The sequence below is a fragment of the Olivibacter sp. LS-1 genome, from assembly GCF_008245145.1.
GTDB lineage: Bacteria > Bacteroidota > Bacteroidia > Sphingobacteriales > Sphingobacteriaceae > Olivibacter > Olivibacter oleidegradans.
Map to the genome: position 1 here is coordinate 1,789,762 of NZ_CP041643.1, position 20,001 is coordinate 1,809,762.

19 protein-coding genes are annotated in these 20,001 nt (G+C 39.3%); 7 read left to right on the forward strand and 12 right to left on the reverse strand.

Features of this window, described 5'->3' with window-relative positions:
* The first annotated feature begins 21 nt into the window (after nucleotides 1-21).
* On the forward strand, nucleotides 22-747 hold the full coding sequence (locus tag FKG96_RS07150; protein ID WP_013665339.1) for a basic secretory protein-like protein: 726 nt from the start codon (nucleotides 22-24) through the stop codon (nucleotides 745-747).
* Nucleotides 748-964: 217 nt separating this feature from the next.
* Entirely contained in the window at nucleotides 965-3,250 is a 2,286-nt protein-coding gene (locus tag FKG96_RS07155) for a GH92 family glycosyl hydrolase (protein ID WP_130856225.1), read from the forward strand.
* Nucleotides 3,251-3,323: 73 nt separating this feature from the next.
* On the opposite strand, the gene FKG96_RS07160 is transcribed toward FKG96_RS07155, so the two are convergent.
* On the reverse strand, nucleotides 3,324-3,578 hold the full coding sequence (locus FKG96_RS07160) for a hypothetical protein (protein ID WP_130856226.1): 255 nt from the start codon (nucleotides 3,576-3,578) through the stop codon (nucleotides 3,324-3,326).
* Between the two features lie 159 nt (nucleotides 3,579-3,737).
* Between FKG96_RS07160 and FKG96_RS07165 the strand changes: the two genes are divergently transcribed.
* Genes FKG96_RS07165 through FKG96_RS07175 form a run of 3 tightly spaced genes read left to right on the forward strand, consistent with a single transcriptional unit; the run spans nucleotide 3,738 to nucleotide 4,898 of the window.
* Complete coding sequence (locus tag FKG96_RS07165; protein ID WP_130856227.1) at nucleotides 3,738-4,502, forward strand: HAMP domain-containing sensor histidine kinase; 765 nt, start codon at nucleotides 3,738-3,740, stop codon at nucleotides 4,500-4,502.
* Nucleotides 4,503-4,509: 7 nt separating this feature from the next.
* Nucleotides 4,510-4,665, forward strand: coding sequence for a response regulator transcription factor (locus FKG96_RS07170; protein ID WP_130856228.1), 156 nt, complete (start codon nucleotides 4,510-4,512; stop codon nucleotides 4,663-4,665).
* Between the two features lie 17 nt (nucleotides 4,666-4,682).
* Nucleotides 4,683-4,898, forward strand: coding sequence for a response regulator (locus tag FKG96_RS07175; protein ID WP_130856229.1), 216 nt, complete (start codon nucleotides 4,683-4,685; stop codon nucleotides 4,896-4,898).
* Between the two features lie 245 nt (nucleotides 4,899-5,143).
* Here the strand turns inward: FKG96_RS07175 and glmS are convergent, their stop codons facing one another.
* From glmS to FKG96_RS07225, 10 genes are all read right to left on the reverse strand, one after another.
* On the reverse strand, nucleotides 5,144-6,979 hold the full coding sequence (gene glmS, locus FKG96_RS07180; protein ID WP_013665344.1) for a glutamine--fructose-6-phosphate transaminase (isomerizing): 1,836 nt from the start codon (nucleotides 6,977-6,979) through the stop codon (nucleotides 5,144-5,146).
* Nucleotides 6,980-7,153: 174 nt separating this feature from the next.
* Nucleotides 7,154-7,696: a hypothetical protein gene (locus FKG96_RS07185; RefSeq protein WP_013665345.1), complete on the reverse strand. Its 543-nt coding sequence runs from the start codon at nucleotides 7,694-7,696 to the stop codon at nucleotides 7,154-7,156.
* A 51-nt stretch (nucleotides 7,697-7,747) separates the two neighbouring features.
* Complete coding sequence (locus FKG96_RS07190; RefSeq protein ID WP_013665346.1) at nucleotides 7,748-8,503, reverse strand: sugar transferase; 756 nt, start codon at nucleotides 8,501-8,503, stop codon at nucleotides 7,748-7,750.
* Nucleotides 8,504-8,678: 175 nt separating this feature from the next.
* Nucleotides 8,679-9,590: a glycosyltransferase family 2 protein gene (locus tag FKG96_RS07195; protein WP_130856230.1), complete on the reverse strand. Its 912-nt coding sequence runs from the start codon at nucleotides 9,588-9,590 to the stop codon at nucleotides 8,679-8,681.
* A 6-nt stretch (nucleotides 9,591-9,596) separates the two neighbouring features.
* Nucleotides 9,597-11,306, reverse strand: coding sequence for a right-handed parallel beta-helix repeat-containing protein (locus FKG96_RS07200; RefSeq protein ID WP_168204539.1), 1,710 nt, complete (start codon nucleotides 11,304-11,306; stop codon nucleotides 9,597-9,599).
* Nucleotides 11,307-11,363: 57 nt separating this feature from the next.
* Nucleotides 11,364-12,350 carry a glycosyltransferase family 1 protein gene (locus tag FKG96_RS07205; RefSeq protein ID WP_013665349.1) on the reverse strand — a complete coding sequence of 329 codons (987 nt, stop codon included), beginning with the start codon at nucleotides 12,348-12,350 and terminating at the stop codon, nucleotides 11,364-11,366.
* Complete coding sequence (locus FKG96_RS07210) at nucleotides 12,351-13,559, reverse strand: O-antigen ligase (RefSeq protein WP_130856232.1); 1,209 nt, start codon at nucleotides 13,557-13,559, stop codon at nucleotides 12,351-12,353.
* The gene (locus FKG96_RS07215; protein ID WP_013665351.1) at nucleotides 13,531-14,730 is read right to left on the reverse strand and encodes a glycosyltransferase family 4 protein; all 1,200 of its coding nucleotides are present in this window, start codon (nucleotides 14,728-14,730) and stop codon (nucleotides 13,531-13,533) included. The genes FKG96_RS07210 and FKG96_RS07215 overlap by 29 nt, the downstream gene beginning before the upstream one ends.
* Before the next feature lie 70 nt (nucleotides 14,731-14,800).
* Nucleotides 14,801-15,877 carry a glycosyltransferase gene (locus FKG96_RS07220; RefSeq protein WP_130856233.1) on the reverse strand — a complete coding sequence of 359 codons (1,077 nt, stop codon included), beginning with the start codon at nucleotides 15,875-15,877 and terminating at the stop codon, nucleotides 14,801-14,803.
* The gene (locus FKG96_RS07225) at nucleotides 15,877-16,818 is read right to left on the reverse strand and encodes a glycosyltransferase family 2 protein (RefSeq protein ID WP_130856234.1); all 942 of its coding nucleotides are present in this window, start codon (nucleotides 16,816-16,818) and stop codon (nucleotides 15,877-15,879) included. Before FKG96_RS07225 ends, FKG96_RS07220 begins: the two co-directional genes overlap by 1 nt.
* A 179-nt stretch (nucleotides 16,819-16,997) precedes the next feature.
* Here FKG96_RS07225 and FKG96_RS07230 point away from each other — a divergent pair, with 179 nt between their 5' ends.
* Together FKG96_RS07230 and FKG96_RS07235 are read left to right on the forward strand one after the other, a co-directional pair.
* Nucleotides 16,998-18,527: an oligosaccharide flippase family protein gene (locus FKG96_RS07230; protein WP_130856235.1), complete on the forward strand. Its 1,530-nt coding sequence runs from the start codon at nucleotides 16,998-17,000 to the stop codon at nucleotides 18,525-18,527.
* An 11-nt stretch (nucleotides 18,528-18,538) separates the two neighbouring features.
* Nucleotides 18,539-19,732 (forward strand): polysaccharide pyruvyl transferase family protein, encoded by a 1,194-nt coding sequence (locus tag FKG96_RS07235; RefSeq protein WP_130856236.1) that lies wholly within the window; start codon nucleotides 18,539-18,541, stop codon nucleotides 19,730-19,732.
* Here the strand turns inward: FKG96_RS07235 and FKG96_RS07240 are convergent.
* Nucleotides 19,718-19,921 carry a twin-arginine translocase TatA/TatE family subunit gene (locus tag FKG96_RS07240; protein ID WP_013665356.1) on the reverse strand — a complete coding sequence of 68 codons (204 nt, stop codon included), beginning with the start codon at nucleotides 19,919-19,921 and terminating at the stop codon, nucleotides 19,718-19,720. The genes FKG96_RS07235 and FKG96_RS07240 overlap by 15 nt on opposite strands.
* Nucleotides 19,922-20,001 lie beyond the last annotated feature (80 nt).

Consider the following 20,001-nt stretch of genomic DNA (forward strand, 5'->3'; position numbering starts at 1 on the left):
CATGCATTAAAATTTTCAATAATGTTTATTTCAAAATTCAAAGTACTTTCACTAATCGGGTTCATTTATATACAGTGTCAGGTCGCTCATGCTCAAAATCGCTGGGATGCAGTAGATGAAGATATAAAAATAGCTACGTCTGTCGATACAATGAAGCAGGGAAAATATAGTTTGATATTTATTAACAAATCGGTGGACTTCGATACGGTGGTTAAAAAGAGGCTTGTTGAAGTCTTTTTTATAAATTATCCCAAAGAGGCTAAAATATATAATAAGAAAACGACAAGGAAGGTTGTTTTTGTAATTGATCCCGATTATAAAGGTGTTGCTGCTGCGGCTGGAGGTGTCGTACGTTTTAATCCCCTATGGTTTAAGAAGAATCCAGGTGATGTAGATGTCGTTACGCATGAAGTGATGCACCTTGTCCAATCTTATCCGGACGGTGCGGGGCCAGGCTGGATAACAGAGGGGATTGCGGATTACGTGAGGTTTACTTTGGGTGTCGACAACGAAGGGGCAAACTGGAAACTACCGGAATTTGACGAAAAACAATCTTATGAAAACGCATATCGGATAACTGCCCGCTTCTTCTACTGGATTGAAAAAAACATAAAAAGGGGCACGATTAAAAAACTAGATGCAGCAATGCGCACTAAAACGTATTCGGATATTTTTTGGGAAAAGAATACCGGTAAAACCGTAGACGAACTATGGGCTGAGTATGCAAAAAAACCAACAATTAGCTAATATATTTACACGTAGACGGCCGTTCAATCCTCATTTTGGTTTGTTGATAAGGATTGCGGCTGTCTTTATTATAAGAGCAATAACGTATTCCTCTTAACGTTTTATAAAAATATTTCGCTTTTAACACTAAAATGGCTTATTTTAAGAAGTAGGTGTAGTGAAGCGAACCCTTGGGTACTCTTTAAGATAGCAGTGGATAATAAATAAGTAACTATATATGAATAAATGGAAGAAAATCTTGATTTTTCTTATGCTCCCGATAGGGGCATATGCGCAAGATTTATCGTTGGTGCAGTATGTTAAACCAATTATCGGAACAGCAAAAATGGGACATACCTTTCCCGGAGCGACGGTACCGTTCGGTTCGGTACAGCTTAGTCCGGATACCGATACCATTCCGTATGCCGTGGATGGGAAATATAATGGGGAAGTATACAAATATTGTGCGGGTTACCAGTATGCGGATCCTACAATCGTAGGTTTCAGTCATACGCATTTTAGTGGAACAGGCCACTCCGATTTAGGCGATTTTTTAATTATGCCTACCACAGGAGACGTGCAGATGAATCCGGGAACGAGTGATCAACCTGAAAATGGTTATCGTTCAGCCTACAGCCATGATAATGAGGTTGCAGAGCCTAATTACTATCGGGTAAAACTAGATGATCATCAGATTTTGGCAGAATTGACTACCTCTGCTCGGGTTGGATTTCACCAATATACGTTTCCAAAATCAAGTAATGGTCATATTATTCTCGATTTGATGGCTGGAATTTACAACTATGATGATAAGAACGTATGGACTGTTGTACGGGTAGTCAATGATAGTTTAGTGACCGGTTATAGACAAACTAATGGTTGGGGGCGAACGCGAACGGTTTACTTTGCGATGAGTTTTTCGAAGCCTTTTAAAGAATATGGTACCCAAAATAATGACCCTGTACAGGTATACAAAGGCTTTTGGCGAAAATTCAATCAAGAGAAAAATTTTCCGGATCTTGCTGGAAAAAAACTCAGAATGCACTTCGATTTTAGTACTGAAGAGGGAGAAAAGGTCAAAATAAAATTTGCCATAAGTCCTGTAAGTATGCAAAATGCGCTGGCTAATATGCAAGCTGAAATTCCGCATTGGGACTTTGACCGAGTTAAACACCATGGACAGCAATTATGGGAAAAAGAGTTGCAAAAGATCGTTGTTGATGTTCCAACTAATGAGGATCGTATTAACTTCTATACGGCAATGTATCATGCGGCCCTTATGCCGACAATGTACATGGATAACAACGGTCAGTATAAAGGCTTGGATCAAGAAGTGCATCAGGCGGATGGATTCACGAATTATACATCTTTTTCGTTGTGGGACACGTTTAGGGCTTTTCATCCCTATCTTAATCTCGTCAATCCGAAACGAAACGCCGATATGGTAGCTTCTATGATGGCACATTATCAACAAAGTGTTTTGCATATGCTTCCTATTTGGTCGCATTATGCAAACGATAACTGGTGTATGAGCGGTTATCACAGCGTATCGGTTATTGCAGATGCTATCATAAAGGGTGTTTATAAAGGGGATGCATTGGCCGCATTAGAGGCTTGCATCCAAACTGCAAATGCCAGAAACTATGATGGTATTGGTGCCTATATCGACAAAGGATATGTTCCTGCCGATATTTCCGGAACCGCTGTATCCAATACACTCGAATATGCCTATGACGATTGGTGTATCGCTCAGTTAGCTAAAAAATTGGGAAGAATGGATGTGTATCAGGATTTTATTAAACGGTCATCCAATTGGAAAAACGTATATGATCCTTCCGTTGGATTTATGCGTCCGCGGATGACTGATGGCACCTTTAAAAGAGATTTTGATGTACTTAAGACCGATGGACAAGGATTTATTGAAGGGAATGCATGGAACTTTAGTTTATATGTGCCTCACGACCCTGAAGGAATGATGGTCAATATGGGCGGTAAGAAGCGTTTGTCCCGCTATTTAGACTCGCTATTTAGTATGCATTTGCCAGATGAGTTCTTCGCACATACGGAAGATATTACAAGAGATGGCATTATCGGGAATTATGTGCATGGAAATGAGCCTTCGCACCACGTAGCTTACTTGTATAATATAACAGGTGAGCCTTGGAAGGCTCAGCAAAAGATCCGAATGATTCTTAAGCATCAATATCACAATGGGGCAGACGGTTTAGGTGGAAATGATGACTGCGGCCAAATGAGTGCTTGGTTCATCTTTAGTTCGCTAGGCTTTTACCCGGTGGCTCCGGCATCTGACGAATATTGGTTGGGAAGCCCCGCCGTTCGAAATGCAAAATTACAGTTCGACAATGGGAACACCCTCATAGTAAAAGCGATTAATCAGTCAGATAAAAATGTTTTTGTTAAGAAAGTAACGCTAAACGGTGAAGAAGTTAAGAGCTATAAGCTAAAACACGCTGATTTAATGAACGGAGGAGAGCTCATCTTTTATATGAGTGAAAAAAAGTAAATAAAAAGCCGATGACTGCCGCGTAACGGCAATCATCGGCTTTTATGACGCCTTAAACGCTTAACTGATTTCTCTATTCTCCTGCATCAATTTCGATTTCAATACCTTTCTCTTGATAATAAGAAAAGTTATTAAGTACTTCGTCTATACCCAATAACTCCTTTTCACTTAACGCTGTAACGGACGCATCGTCCATAAGTTCCCCTCTTTCAGGCTCTTTGCTCGGAATGTATACTAAGTCGTCGCCGTCCCGGGCACTTGCTATTAATGTAGTAAATCCGTTTTCCTTCAATTTTTTTAATAAAGGAACAGTTATTGGCTCGTTCATAAAAATTTGTGTTGATAACTACTTAACAAATAGAGGCATTTGGGTGTTTTATTATTTTATATAAATATGCGCAGAAAAAATATTAGCTTTAACGATAAACATCAAAAAGACAATATTTTTGAACAATGGGTTTGGTGTTTTCTAATCGATTTGTTATAAATGCTATCAAAAAGTAAAGAGGAACTATTAGCAGTCATCGCAGAGCAAGAGAGAACTATCTTGAAGTTGGAGGAGAGTAATCAATTGAAAATAAAGTGGATTAGTTTGCTTGTGCATGACCTGAGAGGTTTTCTGGGAAATACAATTTGGTTTGTAGATAACTATTTAAAGCGCGGAATTGGCGACGAGGTGTTTTTGGAGCTATTACCGGAATTAAAAAAAACAGCCGAGCTGCAGTTGGAGGGGTTTAACAAAACCGTTGTTTGGGCAAGAGAGCAATCGGTGGTGTTAGATGAGGACCCCGTAGCACTTAATTTGAAAGCCATTATAGCTTCCGTATTGGAACAGCATAATGCTGCTATCCAAGCAAAGCAAATAACAGTCTCCGTCTCTTATTATGAAGAAGTAATGCGCGCTAGTGGCTATCCAATGCTGACTCAGTTTGTTATTAAGCATGTGCTGGATAATGCTATTAAATTTACTGATAAGGGAGGAAGTATCTCTATTAGATTGGAACAAGTGGATAATAGCAGAATATATGTTGACATTGTAGATGCCGGAATAGGAATGAATGAAGAAACACTCAAAAATATTTATAATCCAGGTAAGATCAAGTACCTTGGGACTGCAGGGGAAACAGGAATTGGGATTACGTTAATGATTTGCCGAGATTTTATGGATATGCAAAAGGGAAGACTTTCTGTACAGTCGTCCCTTGGAAGCGGAACAACAGTAAGACTTGAATTTATAAAAGCTACTAATTGATGAATTTATGGCCACGCCCCACATATTAATAGCCGACGATCATTCTATTGTTAGGTTGGGTATTTCCCTTATTATTCAAAAGCAATATCCCAAAGCCATTATTAGACAAACGGATAACTACCAGGGGGTATTGGACATGGTAGCAAAAGAAGACTTTCATTAATCGTATTAGATATCAAAATGCCAAATGGAAGTTTTCAAAAGACCTTGAATTTTATCAAAAAGAAACGATGCGAAACAAAGGTATTGGTTTTTTCTACACTTGAGGAAGAACTTTACGCCGCTAAATATTTGAAGGCAGGAGCTGACGGCTTTCTTCAAAAACAAGTAAGTGAAGAAAGTGTGAGGACTGAATTGGAGAAAATGATACGGAAAACAGGGTACACCAACAGCTGATAGCTAGGATAGCAGCTTGTAAAACCAAAATTGTTTGTGTACCAACTGTTCCTTTTTGTAAATAAGTAACACTTTGAAAAAATATTTGAATTTTTTTTATTAAAATAAAAAATAAATTGTATTTTTATCAAAGAATATAAACTTATATCATATCGACGTTTTTCATGTGTGAATAGTCTAAGCACAATAAGTACCCGTTGGTGGTTCTACGGGTACTTGTGCTGGACGCTTTAAAATCTTAACCATTATTCTACCGTTACTGATTTTGCCAAGTTTCTAGGCTGGTCGACATTGCAACCCCTCATAACGGCAATGTGATAGGATAGCAGTTGCAGCGGGATTGTGGCTAAAATAGGTGTTAATGCTTCTTCACAAAACGGAATTTCGATGATATAATCTGCTATGTCTCGGATGACCGTATCTCCCTCGGTTACAATAGCGATGATCTTACCTTTACGTGCTTTCACTTCCTGTATATTACTGATAATTTTTTCGTACGAAGAATCTTTAGTAGCAATAACTACAACAGGCATTTGCTCATCTATTAAAGCAATCGGACCATGCTTCATTTCTGCGGCAGGATAGCCTTCGGCATGAATGTAAGAAATTTCTTTTAGTTTAAGTGCCCCTTCAAGTGCTACAGGAAAGTTGATACCGCGGCCAAGGAATAAGCAATTCGTACTGTCCTTAATTTCGCTTGCAATTAATTGTACAAGTGGCTCGCTTTTTAAGCAGCTTGTGATGAGATCCGGTGTTTTTTGCAATTCGGCTAGTAAGGTCGCAATTCTGGAGGAAGGCAAACTGCCTTTATGCTTTGCTATATAAAGGGCTAAAAGTGAAAGCGCGGTCACCTGCGCCGTAAAGGCCTTGGTAGAAGCGACGCCGATTTCCGGGCCTGCATGGGTATACATCCCGGCATGCGATAGTCGTGGAATAGAAGATCCGACAACATTGCATATTCCAAAGATCGTTGCTCCGGCTTTTTTTGCTAACTCTACCGCTGCCATCGTATCTGCTGTTTCGCCTGACTGCGAAATGGCAATGACTATATCGTCTTTACCGATAATAGGATTCCTATACCTAAATTCGGAAGCATATTCTACCTCCACGGGTATCCGTGCATATTCCTCAATTAGGTACTCACCTACCAATCCAGCGTGCCATGAAGTTCCGCAAGACACAATAATAATCCGTTGTGCCTGCAAAAATTTATTGGCGTATTCGCTTATTCCTCCAAGGTTGATTCGTGCTTCCTCTGCATGGATTCGTCCGCGCATACAGTTGGCAATGGAACGCGGCTGCTCATGAATTTCTTTAAGCATAAAATGTTCGTATCCACCTTTCTCTAACGCTTCCAGTTCTAATTCAAGCTCTTGAATATATGGAGTAATTTTCAGATTTGCGAGGTCTCTTATCTCCATATTTTCTCTGTTAAGAAATACAAGCACATTATCATCAGGATAATATACCTGCTTCGTATACTCAACAATCGGCGATGCATCAGAGGCAACAAAGTATTCATGTTCTCCTATTCCAATTACCATAGGGCTCCCTTTCCTGGCAGCAATTAATAAATCCGGTTCTTCTTTACTTAAGATTACGATGGCGAAAGCACCTGTAACATGTGTCAATGCAACTCGAACGGCTTCTCGCAAATCAGATTCACCCTCCATTTGAATCTGTTCTATTAATTTAATAAGAACTTCCGTGTCGGTGTCGCTTAAAAATGTATGTCCTTTTTGAACAAGCATTTCCTTGATTGCAGCGTAATTTTCTATAATTCCGTTGTGAACGATAGCTAATTTTTGGCTCCCGGAAAGATGGGGGTGTGCATTTCTGTCACTCGGTGCTCCATGAGTAGCCCATCGTGTATGCCCCATTCCTAAACTACCGGACAGTTCTTCATTTTCTGCAAAGCGCTCGAGGTCATTCACTTTACCGGCTTTTTTGTAAATGTTCATTTCTCCATTTACAAGTGCGACACCCGCACTGTCGTATCCTCTGTATTCTAATCTTTTTAACCCTTTGATTATTATTTCCCAGGCATCCCTATGCCCAATATAGCCTACAATTCCACACATAAATAAAGCGTTTTTTTGAACGTGATTGTTTATAATATTTGTAAGGAGCTAAAATAGAACAAAAAGATAATCAACGCAACCGATTGCGTAACTATTTTATGGAGGCAATAGAGAAAGGTCAGTGCACAAACTTTATATTACATGTGAAGTATATTCAGCTAAAATATACCTGGCCTATAGTTTGGATTTTCGCCGCAAAGAATAGGCTTTGTAATCCAAATCAGGCTTAACTGAAACCCAAGAGCCATCATAAAGCCCCTGAACGTCAAAAAGTGCTGTAAATTCCTTCCACAAACTTTTTAAAAGGACTTGAAAAAGCCCCGTATCTTTCTCAATAATCAATAACGCATCGGGTTGGCTGATCATAAAATCTACTAAAATTTGTGCAAGCGTATCATGGAGATTATCTGAAGGAATGTAAGTGTAATTAATAAAGTTGTTGATCTCGTCATCGTTCAGATTGCTTTGTTGTTTGATGTTAAGGTAATAGCTGTTCTCAATGACTAATTTCCGAAATTGAATGACTGCATAGTTTTGTTGCGACGGTTGGTCACAATAAAATACATAATTCAATATACCCTCTTTTGGAGAGGTTGGCTTGCCGCTTTGTGTATGCAAAAAAGAAGAGAAAGGCCTTAAGCTTCTCTTCTTATCTAGTATGGTGTGGTTTATGTAAGGTGGTTTGGAATTGCTGTCTCCAATAGTTTGTTTTTTCATTATATAAATAGATAGATGCTATAACATTTTTACAAAAATGATGCCTAATATCTATTTACCTTTTCCTTGAAACATGACCTTTACCGTCTTAAAAATTATTTGGAGGTCGGCAAAGAAGTTAATTCCTTGTAAATATTGCAAGTCTAATAACATCCGCTCACACATTTCATCAACCGTTTGCGCATATCCAAAATTAACCTGTCCAATAGAAGTAATACCTGGTTTGATAGTCAATAATTTTTTATAGCTCGGGGCTTTATCTACAATTTGCTTAATAAAATGTGCTCTTTCCGGACGAGGACCAACAATTGACATATCACCTTTTAACACATTCCAAAATTGCGGAATTTCGTCAAGGCGCGTTTTACGCATCAGCCTTCCCCATGGTGTGATACGTGGATCTACATCCTGAGCTAACTGCGGACCAAACTTCTCCGCATCAATATACATGCTTCTAAACTTATAGATGAAAAATGGTTTCTCATGTAAGCCGATACGTTCTTGTTTGTAAAAAACGGGCCCTTTTGAGCTTAGCTTGGTAATAATGGCAACTAATAAAAATAGGGGAAAGCCAAGAATCAAAGCCACTAGAGAAAATACGATATCAAAGCTTCTTTTGAAAAATTTAGACGTTATATCGAGCGCTTCACCTTTATTAATAAGAATGATAGGGAAGTCTGCATAGTGCAAAAAATTGTTTTCAATTAAACTGGTAAACGATGTTCTTAGCATCACATTAGGCACAACAATGCTTTGATCTACACTGGTAGCCTGCTTCATTTCTTGTATTTGCGAATCTCTTAACATGTCTCTTCTAATTATATGTTAAGCAAAAGCCAAGAAATATGCCAAATCCCCGAATGCCTGTTTATAGGTATTTAAACCCACTTTTTAGATTCAATTTCAATTTGTTAGCGATAATAAGTGGGGATTTTTTTCCACAAAATGGAGGGTTCGATTAGCGATCTATATTGCTTTGAGATCATTTCCAATACGCTTTATGCATGGAAAAGCATTTATTCCAAAGGGTGGGTAAATATCTATGGGCCAGTCCAAGCTTGTAACCGAACCATTTGGCGGCGGTAGAGAAAAAAGCTTTTGGAAGTTCAGTAACATGATGTTTAACGATATAAGAAAATTCAGACTTTACATATTTAAAACCTTCCGATTCTGCATGTCCAAAGTTTTGAAATATCCACGCATTGGTGGCGTGGAAAACGCCGATATCGAAATATCGTTTGAACTCTTCTTTTACCGAATAACTATGGGAATGATGGGCTTGCGCATCTGCGAGGTAGGCAAGTTGCCAACCATTTAAGATAATACGCCCGGCTGCTATAACATCTTCTCCCAAAATAGTGCCGCTCGGAAAGCCACCGGCTTCTTCAAATGCTGTTCTCCGATAGGCAGCAAAAGAGTTTGAGCAGGAGGCCGTTTTAATACCATACTTACTTCTATTATCCAGCCCGCGCAATTGCGAGTGTGCGGGGTAGTTAAATAGCCGGGCATGAGCTTCTAATCCTTTCGCTCCAATATGTGGAAGTTGGCGTCCGTAAGCTACTCCAATTTGAGGATTTTTGTCAAATACCTTTATTAGATTGCCTAGGGAATGCGCATTGGCAAGGACTGCATCTTGTGTCAGAAAAACGTATATGTCAGCATCGGGGAAGCGATTAACCGCCATCTGCCTCGTCCCTCCATGGTCAAAATCTTTTTTATCAATGTGGATAATCTCGAAATCTTTCATGGAAGGGTGCGACAGTGTACCATCGGTTGAGCCGGAGTCAATAATTACAACCTTATCGGGTTGAACAAGCTGTGTCTTAATGCTTTGAATTACGTCTGCCCATAACTTTCCGGCATTTAGGGTGGGAATATATAATATCGTTTTCATTTCTAACTACAACTTCTTAACAACAACCTTACCATAATCAGGATATCCGCTAACAATTTCCTCGTCGGCAATATAGGCGTGTCCGGTACCTTCTAAACGGATTGAGTTGTCCGTTTTGCCACCTTTATGCGTATTGCCTCTCATTATAAGGTTGTTAGGGTTTTGGCTTATTAATGTTCTATTTAATTTTCCACCCTGAAGAGAAATAAGTTCGTTAAACTCTACTACTAAGTTCTTGGAGCCTTCATCTATAATACAAGCGTTAACCGATTCGATAATATTGTGTTCCAGACGAACTGCATCGGCTGTCTTTCTAACAGTAATAGCATAACCGGAAGTACTCTTTATACTATTATTTGCAAGTGAAGCACTCTTTGATTTGACAAGTAGGACGGCGCCGGTTGGTTGGTTGCTGAAAATCTTATTTTCGTTCAGTATTACACGACCTTGCAGGTTAATATTCAAGCTCGCATTGGTAAGCAAGTTACGGGTTAAAATGAGCGAATCTATCGTAATACCATTTGGTAGCAATAAAGTTCGGAGCTTATTCCCTGCTAATTGTAAAGTAGTACCTTTCGTGTTTGCAAGTGCAGTTAAGGCATCGAACGTGTTATTCTTTAAAAAAATCGTATTAAACGACTTTACAATTTCTACTTTATTATCAGTGATATTGTTTTCGGCCTGGATAATACCGCAGCGTTCTAAGTAAAGTGCCGGGCGATTCGATCGCTGCGATCTATTATTGAAGAGTTGAACTTCGCTTACATTAACTAAAGTAGCCAATCCCGATCCGTCCACTGTTGATTTGCCTGCAACAAATCCGTTATTCAAGCTCCTGTTGCTTTTTATAATACAGTGAATGGGAAAAGGGTCGGAAGTTATTTTATTGTTGATATCAATAGCATCGGCCGCGTTATGATTCAATGTATTGTTGGAAATGTCAAAGTACTGCTCTTTTTTTGCTTTCCCGAAGCCAATCTGAATAGCACTCATTCCATTGTACGCGATGTGGTTATTTTTTATAGTTGCTCTGCCGCTTCCGTGCATAAAAATACCATTCTCGCCATTTTTTATTATCTGATTGTTTTCGATCTTAATGTTACTGCAAGATAGTAATCGAATCCCGGTTCCTGCTTGGTAGGTCGAGGCTGACTGGCGCGCGGAACCGTAGGAGGTGATGTTGCTGTTCCTAATAGCGATGGTATCACACTCATAAAACAGCATGCCGGGAAAGGCATATATTTTTTTGTCATTTCCTTTGATGTGGGTATCTGTAATGCGAATATTGGTGCTTTTTGAGACATACAATGCTTCGTTTACGGTAAATGCGCGAAAACGCAGGTTTACGTTCCTTAAATTTCTTCCAAAGAATAGAGGAGCGGAGGAATTTTGGACAACACGGGTGAAGTTCTGTGTGTCGCTCGGAAGAACTTGTTTTAATAACCCTAAACATTTTATATTAATATCCGACTTCAAAACCAGTGTTTTTACTAAGTAGGTCCCTTCCGGGATCAAAATAGTATCTCCTCTTTGTGCCGCCTTGATGGTTCGTTGTATATTTTCCGTATCATCTGCCTTACCGTCTCCTTTCGCTTGAAAGGCTTGTACATTCAACACCTGATAAACTTGTGTGTTTTCGGTTTTCTTGGTATCGGCGCCCTTGTTGGATTTCGGCTTTGTTTGGCAGCATGAACAGCACCAAAGAATGAGGCTCATAGAAATAAACCAGAATTTTGTAAGTAGCACTTTTTTCATCTTGACATGCTCTACGAGTTATGAAAGTATTGCTTTCCAGGTCTGAATTGCGGTATGTTCCCACTGAAAAGCGTTTATTCGTTTCCTTCCTTCTTCGATATAATAATTCCTAAGTTCGTTATTGTTAACCAATTGCTCGATTCCATTTGCCATTTCGTTAATATTGAAAGGGTCAACGCATAAAGCACCGGGGCCGGCTATTTCCGGAAGTGAGCTGACGTTTGACGTCAAAACAGGCGTGCCGGATGCCATCGCTTCCAATATAGGTAATCCAAATCCTTCCATTAAGGATGCGTAAAGAGTGACCAAAGCACCCTTATAAAGTTGTGGCAAAGTCTCTTCTTGTATGAAACCTAAAAATTTTATTCTTTCGCGGACGCCCGAACGTTCTGCCTCTTGAAGCAAGAAAGTATCAGGCTCACCCGAAAGCGCGAAAATTATCTCTTTATCTATTGCAGCACGCGCAAAAGCGCGAATCATTGCAGGAATGTTTTTATTCTTGCGCCGGTTACCAATATACAATAGGTAAGGACGGTCAAGCTTTATACGCTCCTCATTCTGAATAAACCGTTCGTCTACACCGTTGTAAATGACTGTAATGAGGTGTTCATCAATACCAAGAAGTTGGACCAGTTGCTGTTTGCTGTGGTGTGAAACGGTGATTATTTTTTTTGCTTTCTTTGCTAATCGCGCAATGACTTGTTGATAGTATATTTTATGTAGAGGAGAGTAATAAAATAAGTGCATCAAGTCGTGTATCGTAATGACAAAAGGTATGCTAGAGAAAGCGGGTGGCATAAAGGATGGACTGTAGAAAATGTCTGCAGTAGAAGAACGGATTGCTTTTCCCAACATGAAGGGGGAATAAAGGCTCCCCAATCGCATATTGCTTTTAACATGCTCACCCACTACATGTGGTGGTTTTCTGTCCATTACCTCTCGGTACAGCCTGCCAATTCCTGTATTTCCTGCCCACCTGCTGTCAATAAGCACCTTTGTGTTCATTTAAAATCCGATTTTTATTTTTTCCTTAACTATTGTTTGAAAAGTTCCCAATACAAATGCCAACTGTAAATAAAGTATGATGTCGTTATCATATCCTGAATAGAGAATCATCATAATGGCTAGTAGAGGCAAAAATACTGCCAGCCAGAAACTACGGAGATTATTCATATGTATACAGTAGCGATAAAAAAACCAAAGGAAGAGGCAATAAGAGATGAATCCTACGATACCAAGTTCCAGGTAATTGGACAAAAAAGTGTTGTGAATATGAGGCTCACCATGGTAGTAAGCTGCGTGTCGCCGTAAAAAATCCCCTCCCTTCAAGAAACCATTGCCCCACGGACGGATTTCATCAAAATGTTGAAAAAAGGCCTTCCAATAAGTTATTCGTACCCCCATACCATCATTGGAAGCCGTGAGTGTGTCTACACGTAAAACTTTTACAAATAGGTAAGGCGTCAATGCGCATAGACCAACAAGCAAAGCAGCTCTGATTGGCTTTTTTGCAAAAAACCAAAAAACAAGAAACACGCCAATGAGTAATGCTACGATAGGCGTTCTCGATAGTGAAAGAAAGGCGAGCAAAAAAACAAGTAAGATCCGCAGACAACTTATACGGGAATCCCTTATCAGCGGAATTAAGAGGTAGATGAAGCCTAATAAGGCCAGTCTGGCTCCAAACATATTTTTATCACTTAATCCCCAAAAAAATAATTCTTTATTATATAGAGCGCTGCCCTTAGCGGAAGAAGAGGCACCTGTTAACAAATGAAAATGGAACGCTTGATGGTATACAAGTAATTGTATAAAACACAGTAAAAAGATAATATGCATCGTCCAGTCGATTATACGGACAAGACTTGCTTTGTCAAGCTGATTTAACCGGTAAATGCCGGTTATAAAAAAACAGATATTGATAAGCATTTTTATCAGGCTGTCCCGTATTTGCGGTTGTCCATTTGTTGTAAGGAAGAAGCTTCCGCAGGCGTAGAGAACGAACGCACTGATAGCTAAAAACCAGGGTTGCCGCAGGAACTTTTTCAGGCTTTTTGGATCCAATTGATATGCGCTGATAAAAAATATAACCGATGCAAGAAGAAACACAATGGGGTATACTTTCCACGGTAGAAACACACTCAGTATGGCTAAACAGAATAATAGCTCTGTTAAAAAATAACGTTTATGCCCTGCTTCCACGGATCGTTTCATTTAATACAGTTGAATACTCATTTATCATCCTTTGTTTGCTGAGAATAGCTTCTACCGATTTGCGCGCATTTTTTACCAAGGTATCGTACAATAAGGGCTCGTCATACAAACGCTGTATCGCATCGCCCAACGAGTTCATCTCTTCTGATGTACACAATAACCCATTAAAGCCCTCTATAACGGTCTCTTGTAAACCTCCCACGGCATTCGCAATAACCGGCAGATGGTAAGCAAGCGCTTCTATTGCCACCATGCCTAAGGGTTCCTGCCAAAGTGATGGAACCACTAACACATCAATAGTTTTATAAAATGCCGCCGGATCTGTATAGCCGATAAACGAAATATTCGCACCCTCGGCTTTGGCTTTTAAGAAGCGCTCATAGTCTTCTTTTCCACCACCGGCAATTTGTAGTTGAGCATTGATCGAAAGGCGTTTAAATTGGTCTAATAACCATTCAATCCCCTTCTTTTCTGCTAAGGTGCCTATATAGCCAATGGTGAAATTAGTATCATGCGCTCTTGGCTGTGGTAATGGCGTTTCAGGTATTTCCCTGGTATTGTATATGACGTATTTTTTGGCTTTATCAAAGTATTGATACTGTTCAAAGCGTCTCAGAATAAACTTACTAATACCAATCACCGCGTCTACTTTACCCGACAATTTTTTATGCTTTTGCCTTAATAAAGCACAACTAAAACACTGCGTGTCGCACGAAGCATCATCTTTAAACATATCACTGTTTGGACATAGCAAATACAAATCGTGGAGTACCTGAACAATTGGGATATTCGCAGCTTTTATTTCATCCCAAACCGCAACACTCCAGCCAACTAAATTATGACATGAAACAATATCAGGCTTTTCTTTCTCGATAACCTTTTTAACGACTTGCCTCATGGCTGCATTGTATCGATCCCGTGCATGCCAAAACATTCGATCTAGTTTTCCTGCTCGTATTTTTTCAAAAGGCCAGTATAAATTTTTTAATGCCGTTCTATAAACTTTTATATGGTCAATCTCTTCTGTGCTCAAATCACCTGTGGGCTTTAAACTCAGTACAGCAACTTCATGCCCGGCGGCTTGCATCCCCTCCGCAATAGCTTTTAGGGAGATTTCTGCTCCCCCCTGTATAAGGGGGCTATATAAGGCATTTATATAGAGTATTTTCATGATAATAAATTATCTTAGCGCGATGATACTTCATCTATCAGAGGTACAGTTTATGTTTTCTTTCATCAAATTAGGTATTCTTATTGAATTTATCCGTTAAAAGTTCCCTATACGTACGGATTAAATCCACTCCGATTTGATGGTTATTATTTCGATATTGCACGTACCTAAGTAATCGATCCCCTTTTTCCTTAAAAATATGATTGCTATGCTTCTTTAACGCAACGGCCTTGGCGATGGTTTTTCTCAATATAGGTTCGTGCTCATGCTTGTCGTCATAGTTATAGATAAGCATATCAGCATGCATTTCATCCATATCTGCTATTGTACCAATAAGGGGGCAAATCACAGTTTTTCCGTAAGAAAATGCTAGAATAGCAGTGCCCGAATTTAAACTGCTTTCTAAATCATAGGGTAATATTAATAAATCGGCTTCGCGAAAGAGGCTGGGTATTTCGGCGTCGTCAATAAAACGTAACTGAAGATTTAAGTTATCCGTACCTGTAGCCATCTTTTCCAGTTCTTGTCTGTATTTATCTGTCGAAGGCTTTCCAGCTATGGTCAATTGTAATTCCTTGTTAAATTCCCTTGCTAATTTAATCAACAATTCAATGTTTTTATAAGGCTTAACGACTCCCATAAAAAGCAACTTTAATAAGTTGGAATCTTCCGGGCCCGGTTGAATAGGTCCATATACGTTAATAAAGTTTGGATGGGGTATGTATATGATTTTGGCAGTGGTTTGTCTATCGCGTTGTGCTAATATACTGGCTGAGGCATGGCTATGAATAATGATGCGGTCGGCCCATTTGACAAGCAGGGCAGTAAGGGTGCGACTAAAGAAACGAAGGCCTTTTTCATGCGAACTTCGATTATGCATGGTCCATATGAGCGGCTTTCTAAATAATTTAATCGCTAGAAGTACAATCATTTTTCGGAAAAAACTCCGAAAAGCGACAAAAAAACTGCTGTCATCAACATTTTCGAACCAGTTAAGATGCACTAGATCAATTGATTTGAAATGCTTATATGACGAAAAGAAACTGTCCAACGGGTAGATCTCAAAACCCGATTCACGTAATGGGGCGACCATTAAGCTGATATATTGATTTTCTTTATTATCCGGCGGGTTGAATACAATCTTCACTATTTCGTTTCTCTTAAATTTATACTCTTTACTGCGGCAATAAAAATATCCTTTATTTGTATGTCAAACACGCGACGGTGTTTGAGCCACAGCCAAAAATTGCCAAATAGGGAATAGCGCATGGATAGCGCCATCGTGAAAATTTTTCTTTTGCTCATGAGATAATCTTGCTTCTTCACAAGATACCTGTGAATAACAAGAGCCTCTTCATTAGCTGGTTTTTCACTAAGAAATGCTCTTAACCAGTTCGCATAGCCGATGTTTGCCTCCATTTTATGTAAGTTATTTCCCGTTGAGGTGATGGACAAAGCGTTACTTCTGTATCGGAAAACAGCCTTATTAGTATGTGCAATACCGAGTTGTCCCGTAGCCATAAAAGCTGTTATATCGTCCGAACCCCAGGCAAGGGGGAGCTTATAAAATCCATCTTGCTTTCTAAGTGGTTCAACGCGATATACAAAGTCAGAAATGTAGTTTGAACGATACTGAGCCAAGCGGTGCCAAATGCTATCATATACGTTTTCAAACGACGGATGTGCCGGTGTTAGCATCATGGTTTCACCTTCGTCGTTGATTATTTTGCTTCGACAATGATATACATTTAATGTTGGATATTGTTGAATAAGTTTCGAGAACTCCTGCAAATAATCCGGCTCTAATTCATCATCATCGCCCATAATCATCAGATACTTTCCCTTGGCTAGCGATAAACACTTATTCCAATTGTCAACGAGATTAATGGCTCCGACATTTTTGTCATTGCGGTAATAATGTATCCGATTGTCCTCAAATTGTTGCACGATAAGATCTACAGGTTCGGGGGAACAGTCGTTCAATATAATCAACTCAAAGTTATCGATGGTTTGTTGCAAAATACTTTCTATACACGATTGTAGGTATCGGCTTTTATAAGCAGGTATGCAAATGGAAAATTCAACCATGGATGTATAACGTTTTCCCTTAACTAACAATTTTCAGTCCAATAGTTCAATTTTTAAAGAGGAACGGCACGATTTTTATATAGGTATGGCCGTGTTATTAATTTCGTAGCTTGAAAAGGAGACGAAGGGTTTGACTATATATCTTCTAAGGCCAACACAAAGGTAACTAAAACTAACAAATGCGTGCAGCGAATAGAGTAGCTCTTAATACATCCATACTTTACCTACGAATGTTGGTTACTACCGGCATAACGCTCTATACGACAAGAATAGTACTAAATATACTTGGAAGTACTGATTACGGCTTGTTTAACTTGGTTGCGGGTATTGTATTGATGCTGTCCTTCCTCAATACCACCATGGCCTCATCTACACAGCGTTTTTTGTCATTTTACCAAGGGGCGGGCGACTTAGCGATGCAAAAACGTGTGTTTAGTAATAGTATGCTATTACATATTGTAATTGCTATTATTATCGTAGCCGCTCTGGAAATCGCGGGTTTGTTCTTGTTTAACGGAACATTGAATATTCCGGCGAATAGACTGGAAGCAACACGCTTTGTCTATCATTTTATGGCGGCCACCGTTTTTTTTAATGTAGTGGTTGTTCCTTTTAATGGGGCTTTAATTGCTCATGAGAACATGATCTGGGTGGCTGTCGTGAATGTAATAGAAACATTATTGAAGTTGGGAATTGCCTTATTATTAACAGTGCTTTCTTATGACAGACTAATGGTTTACGGGGCACTTACCGCTCTCGTTAGTGTTGTCAGTTTCTTACTTTATGCTTTTTATTGTTTACGAAAGTATGCTGATTGTTCTTTAAGTGGAATTACAGTACAAGCTGATAAGCCATTATTAAAGGAGTTGTCCACTTTCGCCGGATGGAATCTATTGGGTACACTATGTGGGCTAGGAAGAACACAGGGTCTAGCCATCCTCTTGAATATATTTTTAGGGGCCGTTATCAATGCAGCGTATGGGATCGCTAATCAAGTAGCGGCCCAACTTAACTTTTTTTCCGCAACCTTACTGCGAGCACTCAATCCTCAAATTATGAAAAGCGAAGGGGCCAATGATCGGCCGAGAATGTTACGTCTGGCTATGATGGCCAGCAAATTCGGCTTTTTCTTGCTCGCGGTTATTGCCGTTCCGGCTTGTTTTGAAATGGAAGCGATCCTGAAACTTTGGTTGAAAAATGTACCACCACATACGGTCGTTTTCTGTCAGCTTATTCTCATAGCTACCCTGATCAATCAATTAACAATCGGTTTGCAATCGGCAGCACAAGCTATTGGCAATATTAAATATTATCAGATAGTGGTAGGTACTACGTTGCTATTAAATTTGCCAATTGCTTATATTTTACTCTCACTTCATTACCCGGTATATGCTGTCATCATAAGTTATGCCGTTGTTGAATTCATAGCCTGTGTGCTACGAATGTTCTTTTTAAGACATTTAGGAGGCTTATCCATTCGCACTTACTTGTCAAGAGTAGTCTATCGGGAAGTTATTCCGTTAATAATAGTTTTACTCGTAGGCGTATTGGCAACAAAATATATCCACTATCATTATCGATTTTTAATTACGATCCCGCTCACGGGATTTGTTTTTGGATTGAGCATCTATTTTTTCGGTTTATGTGCAGATGAAAAAATATTGATGCGTAATTTTATGGACAAGATAAAACAGAAAATAACCGGCTAAATTGCTAACAAATGAATAAAATATTAATTATAGGGGCTTTTGACCGATTTAACTACGGCGATTTATTATTCCCGATTATCATCGAGCAACAATTAAAAACATATGGACACCCGCTAGATATCGGATATTTTGGAATGATAGAAAGCGATTTAAGCGATTTGGGAGGAAAACCGACTCAAGATATACAGGCATTTTATCGTGCGTGTAATGCGAACAATGAAAGAGCCAATATCATCGTTGCGGGAGGCGAGGCTATCGCAGTCACTTGGAATTCTTTGTTGGTGGCTTTGAATGAAAGGTATCGGTTAATAAGGCGTTACCAGCATCATTTAGAGAAGTTTATTGACCTTAATAAATGGGCGAAACGCAAATTGAAAGGACAAACGGTGCTTCCTTTTGTGTTCAATAAAACAGATTTTAAGAGCGTTGATCACGTCTTGTTCAATTCACTGGGTGGCTCGGAAATACCAGAGCAAATTTTCACTAAAATAGAGGGCTTACAGCAGAAACTAAAGAATGTCGACTATTTTTCCGTGCGAGACACCATTACCCGGAAAAATCTGAAAAATAAGGGAGTCGAGACGAAATTATACCCTGATTCGGCTATCCTTATGTCTAAATTTTACGCTATTGAACACCTGGACGAATTGGTAAATATTGATGTGCGGCATTTTGTGGCGTTAAAAAAAGGGAAATATGTGTTTTTTCAGATTAATCGAAATCACGCAAAACAAAAAGAGGAAAAAATAGCTGCACTTCTAAATGCTATTCACCATGAAACCGGGGCAGACATCTGTTTATGCCCGATAGGAAAAGCATCAAATCATAATGATGACGAAGCTTTGCAATTGATTTTCCCTCATTTGGACGGCGATGCTCAATTTTTTAACGACGTTACTATTTGGGACATTATGTATTTAATTGCCAATGCGCAATGTTACATCGGTACCAGTTTACACGGCGCCATAACAGCCATGAGTTATGCGGTTCCTTACGTCGGAATAAATGTTAAAAAGCTAAATAGCTATCTCGGTACTTGGGGGGTGGAGAATCTGCAAAATGTTGTAGCCATTGAAAGTCTCTATGATCAATATCTAAAAGCGATCAAAGTTCCGAAACAAGACTTGATAGAATCAAAGAACAAGCAGTTTGCTGCGATAGAAGAGTCGTTCAATCTCATGGCTACACTTTTATTTAGAAGCTGATTCCTCCTTATTTGCAGGCTCGGGTGTTGGCTTTTCATCATATTGTCCTTCTTTAAAGGCACGTACGCCTTGCCCCAATCCACGCATCAGTTCGGGGATTTTCTTGCCGCCGAAGAGCAATAACAATGCAATAACAATGACACCCAATTCAGGCCCGCCAATGACACCTAGTAATATTGAATAAAGCATAATATATTTTTTAGTTTAACTTTGCAAAGTTAACCTGTCTAATATTAGATACAGATTAAAATAAGATTAGGATTGGTAAA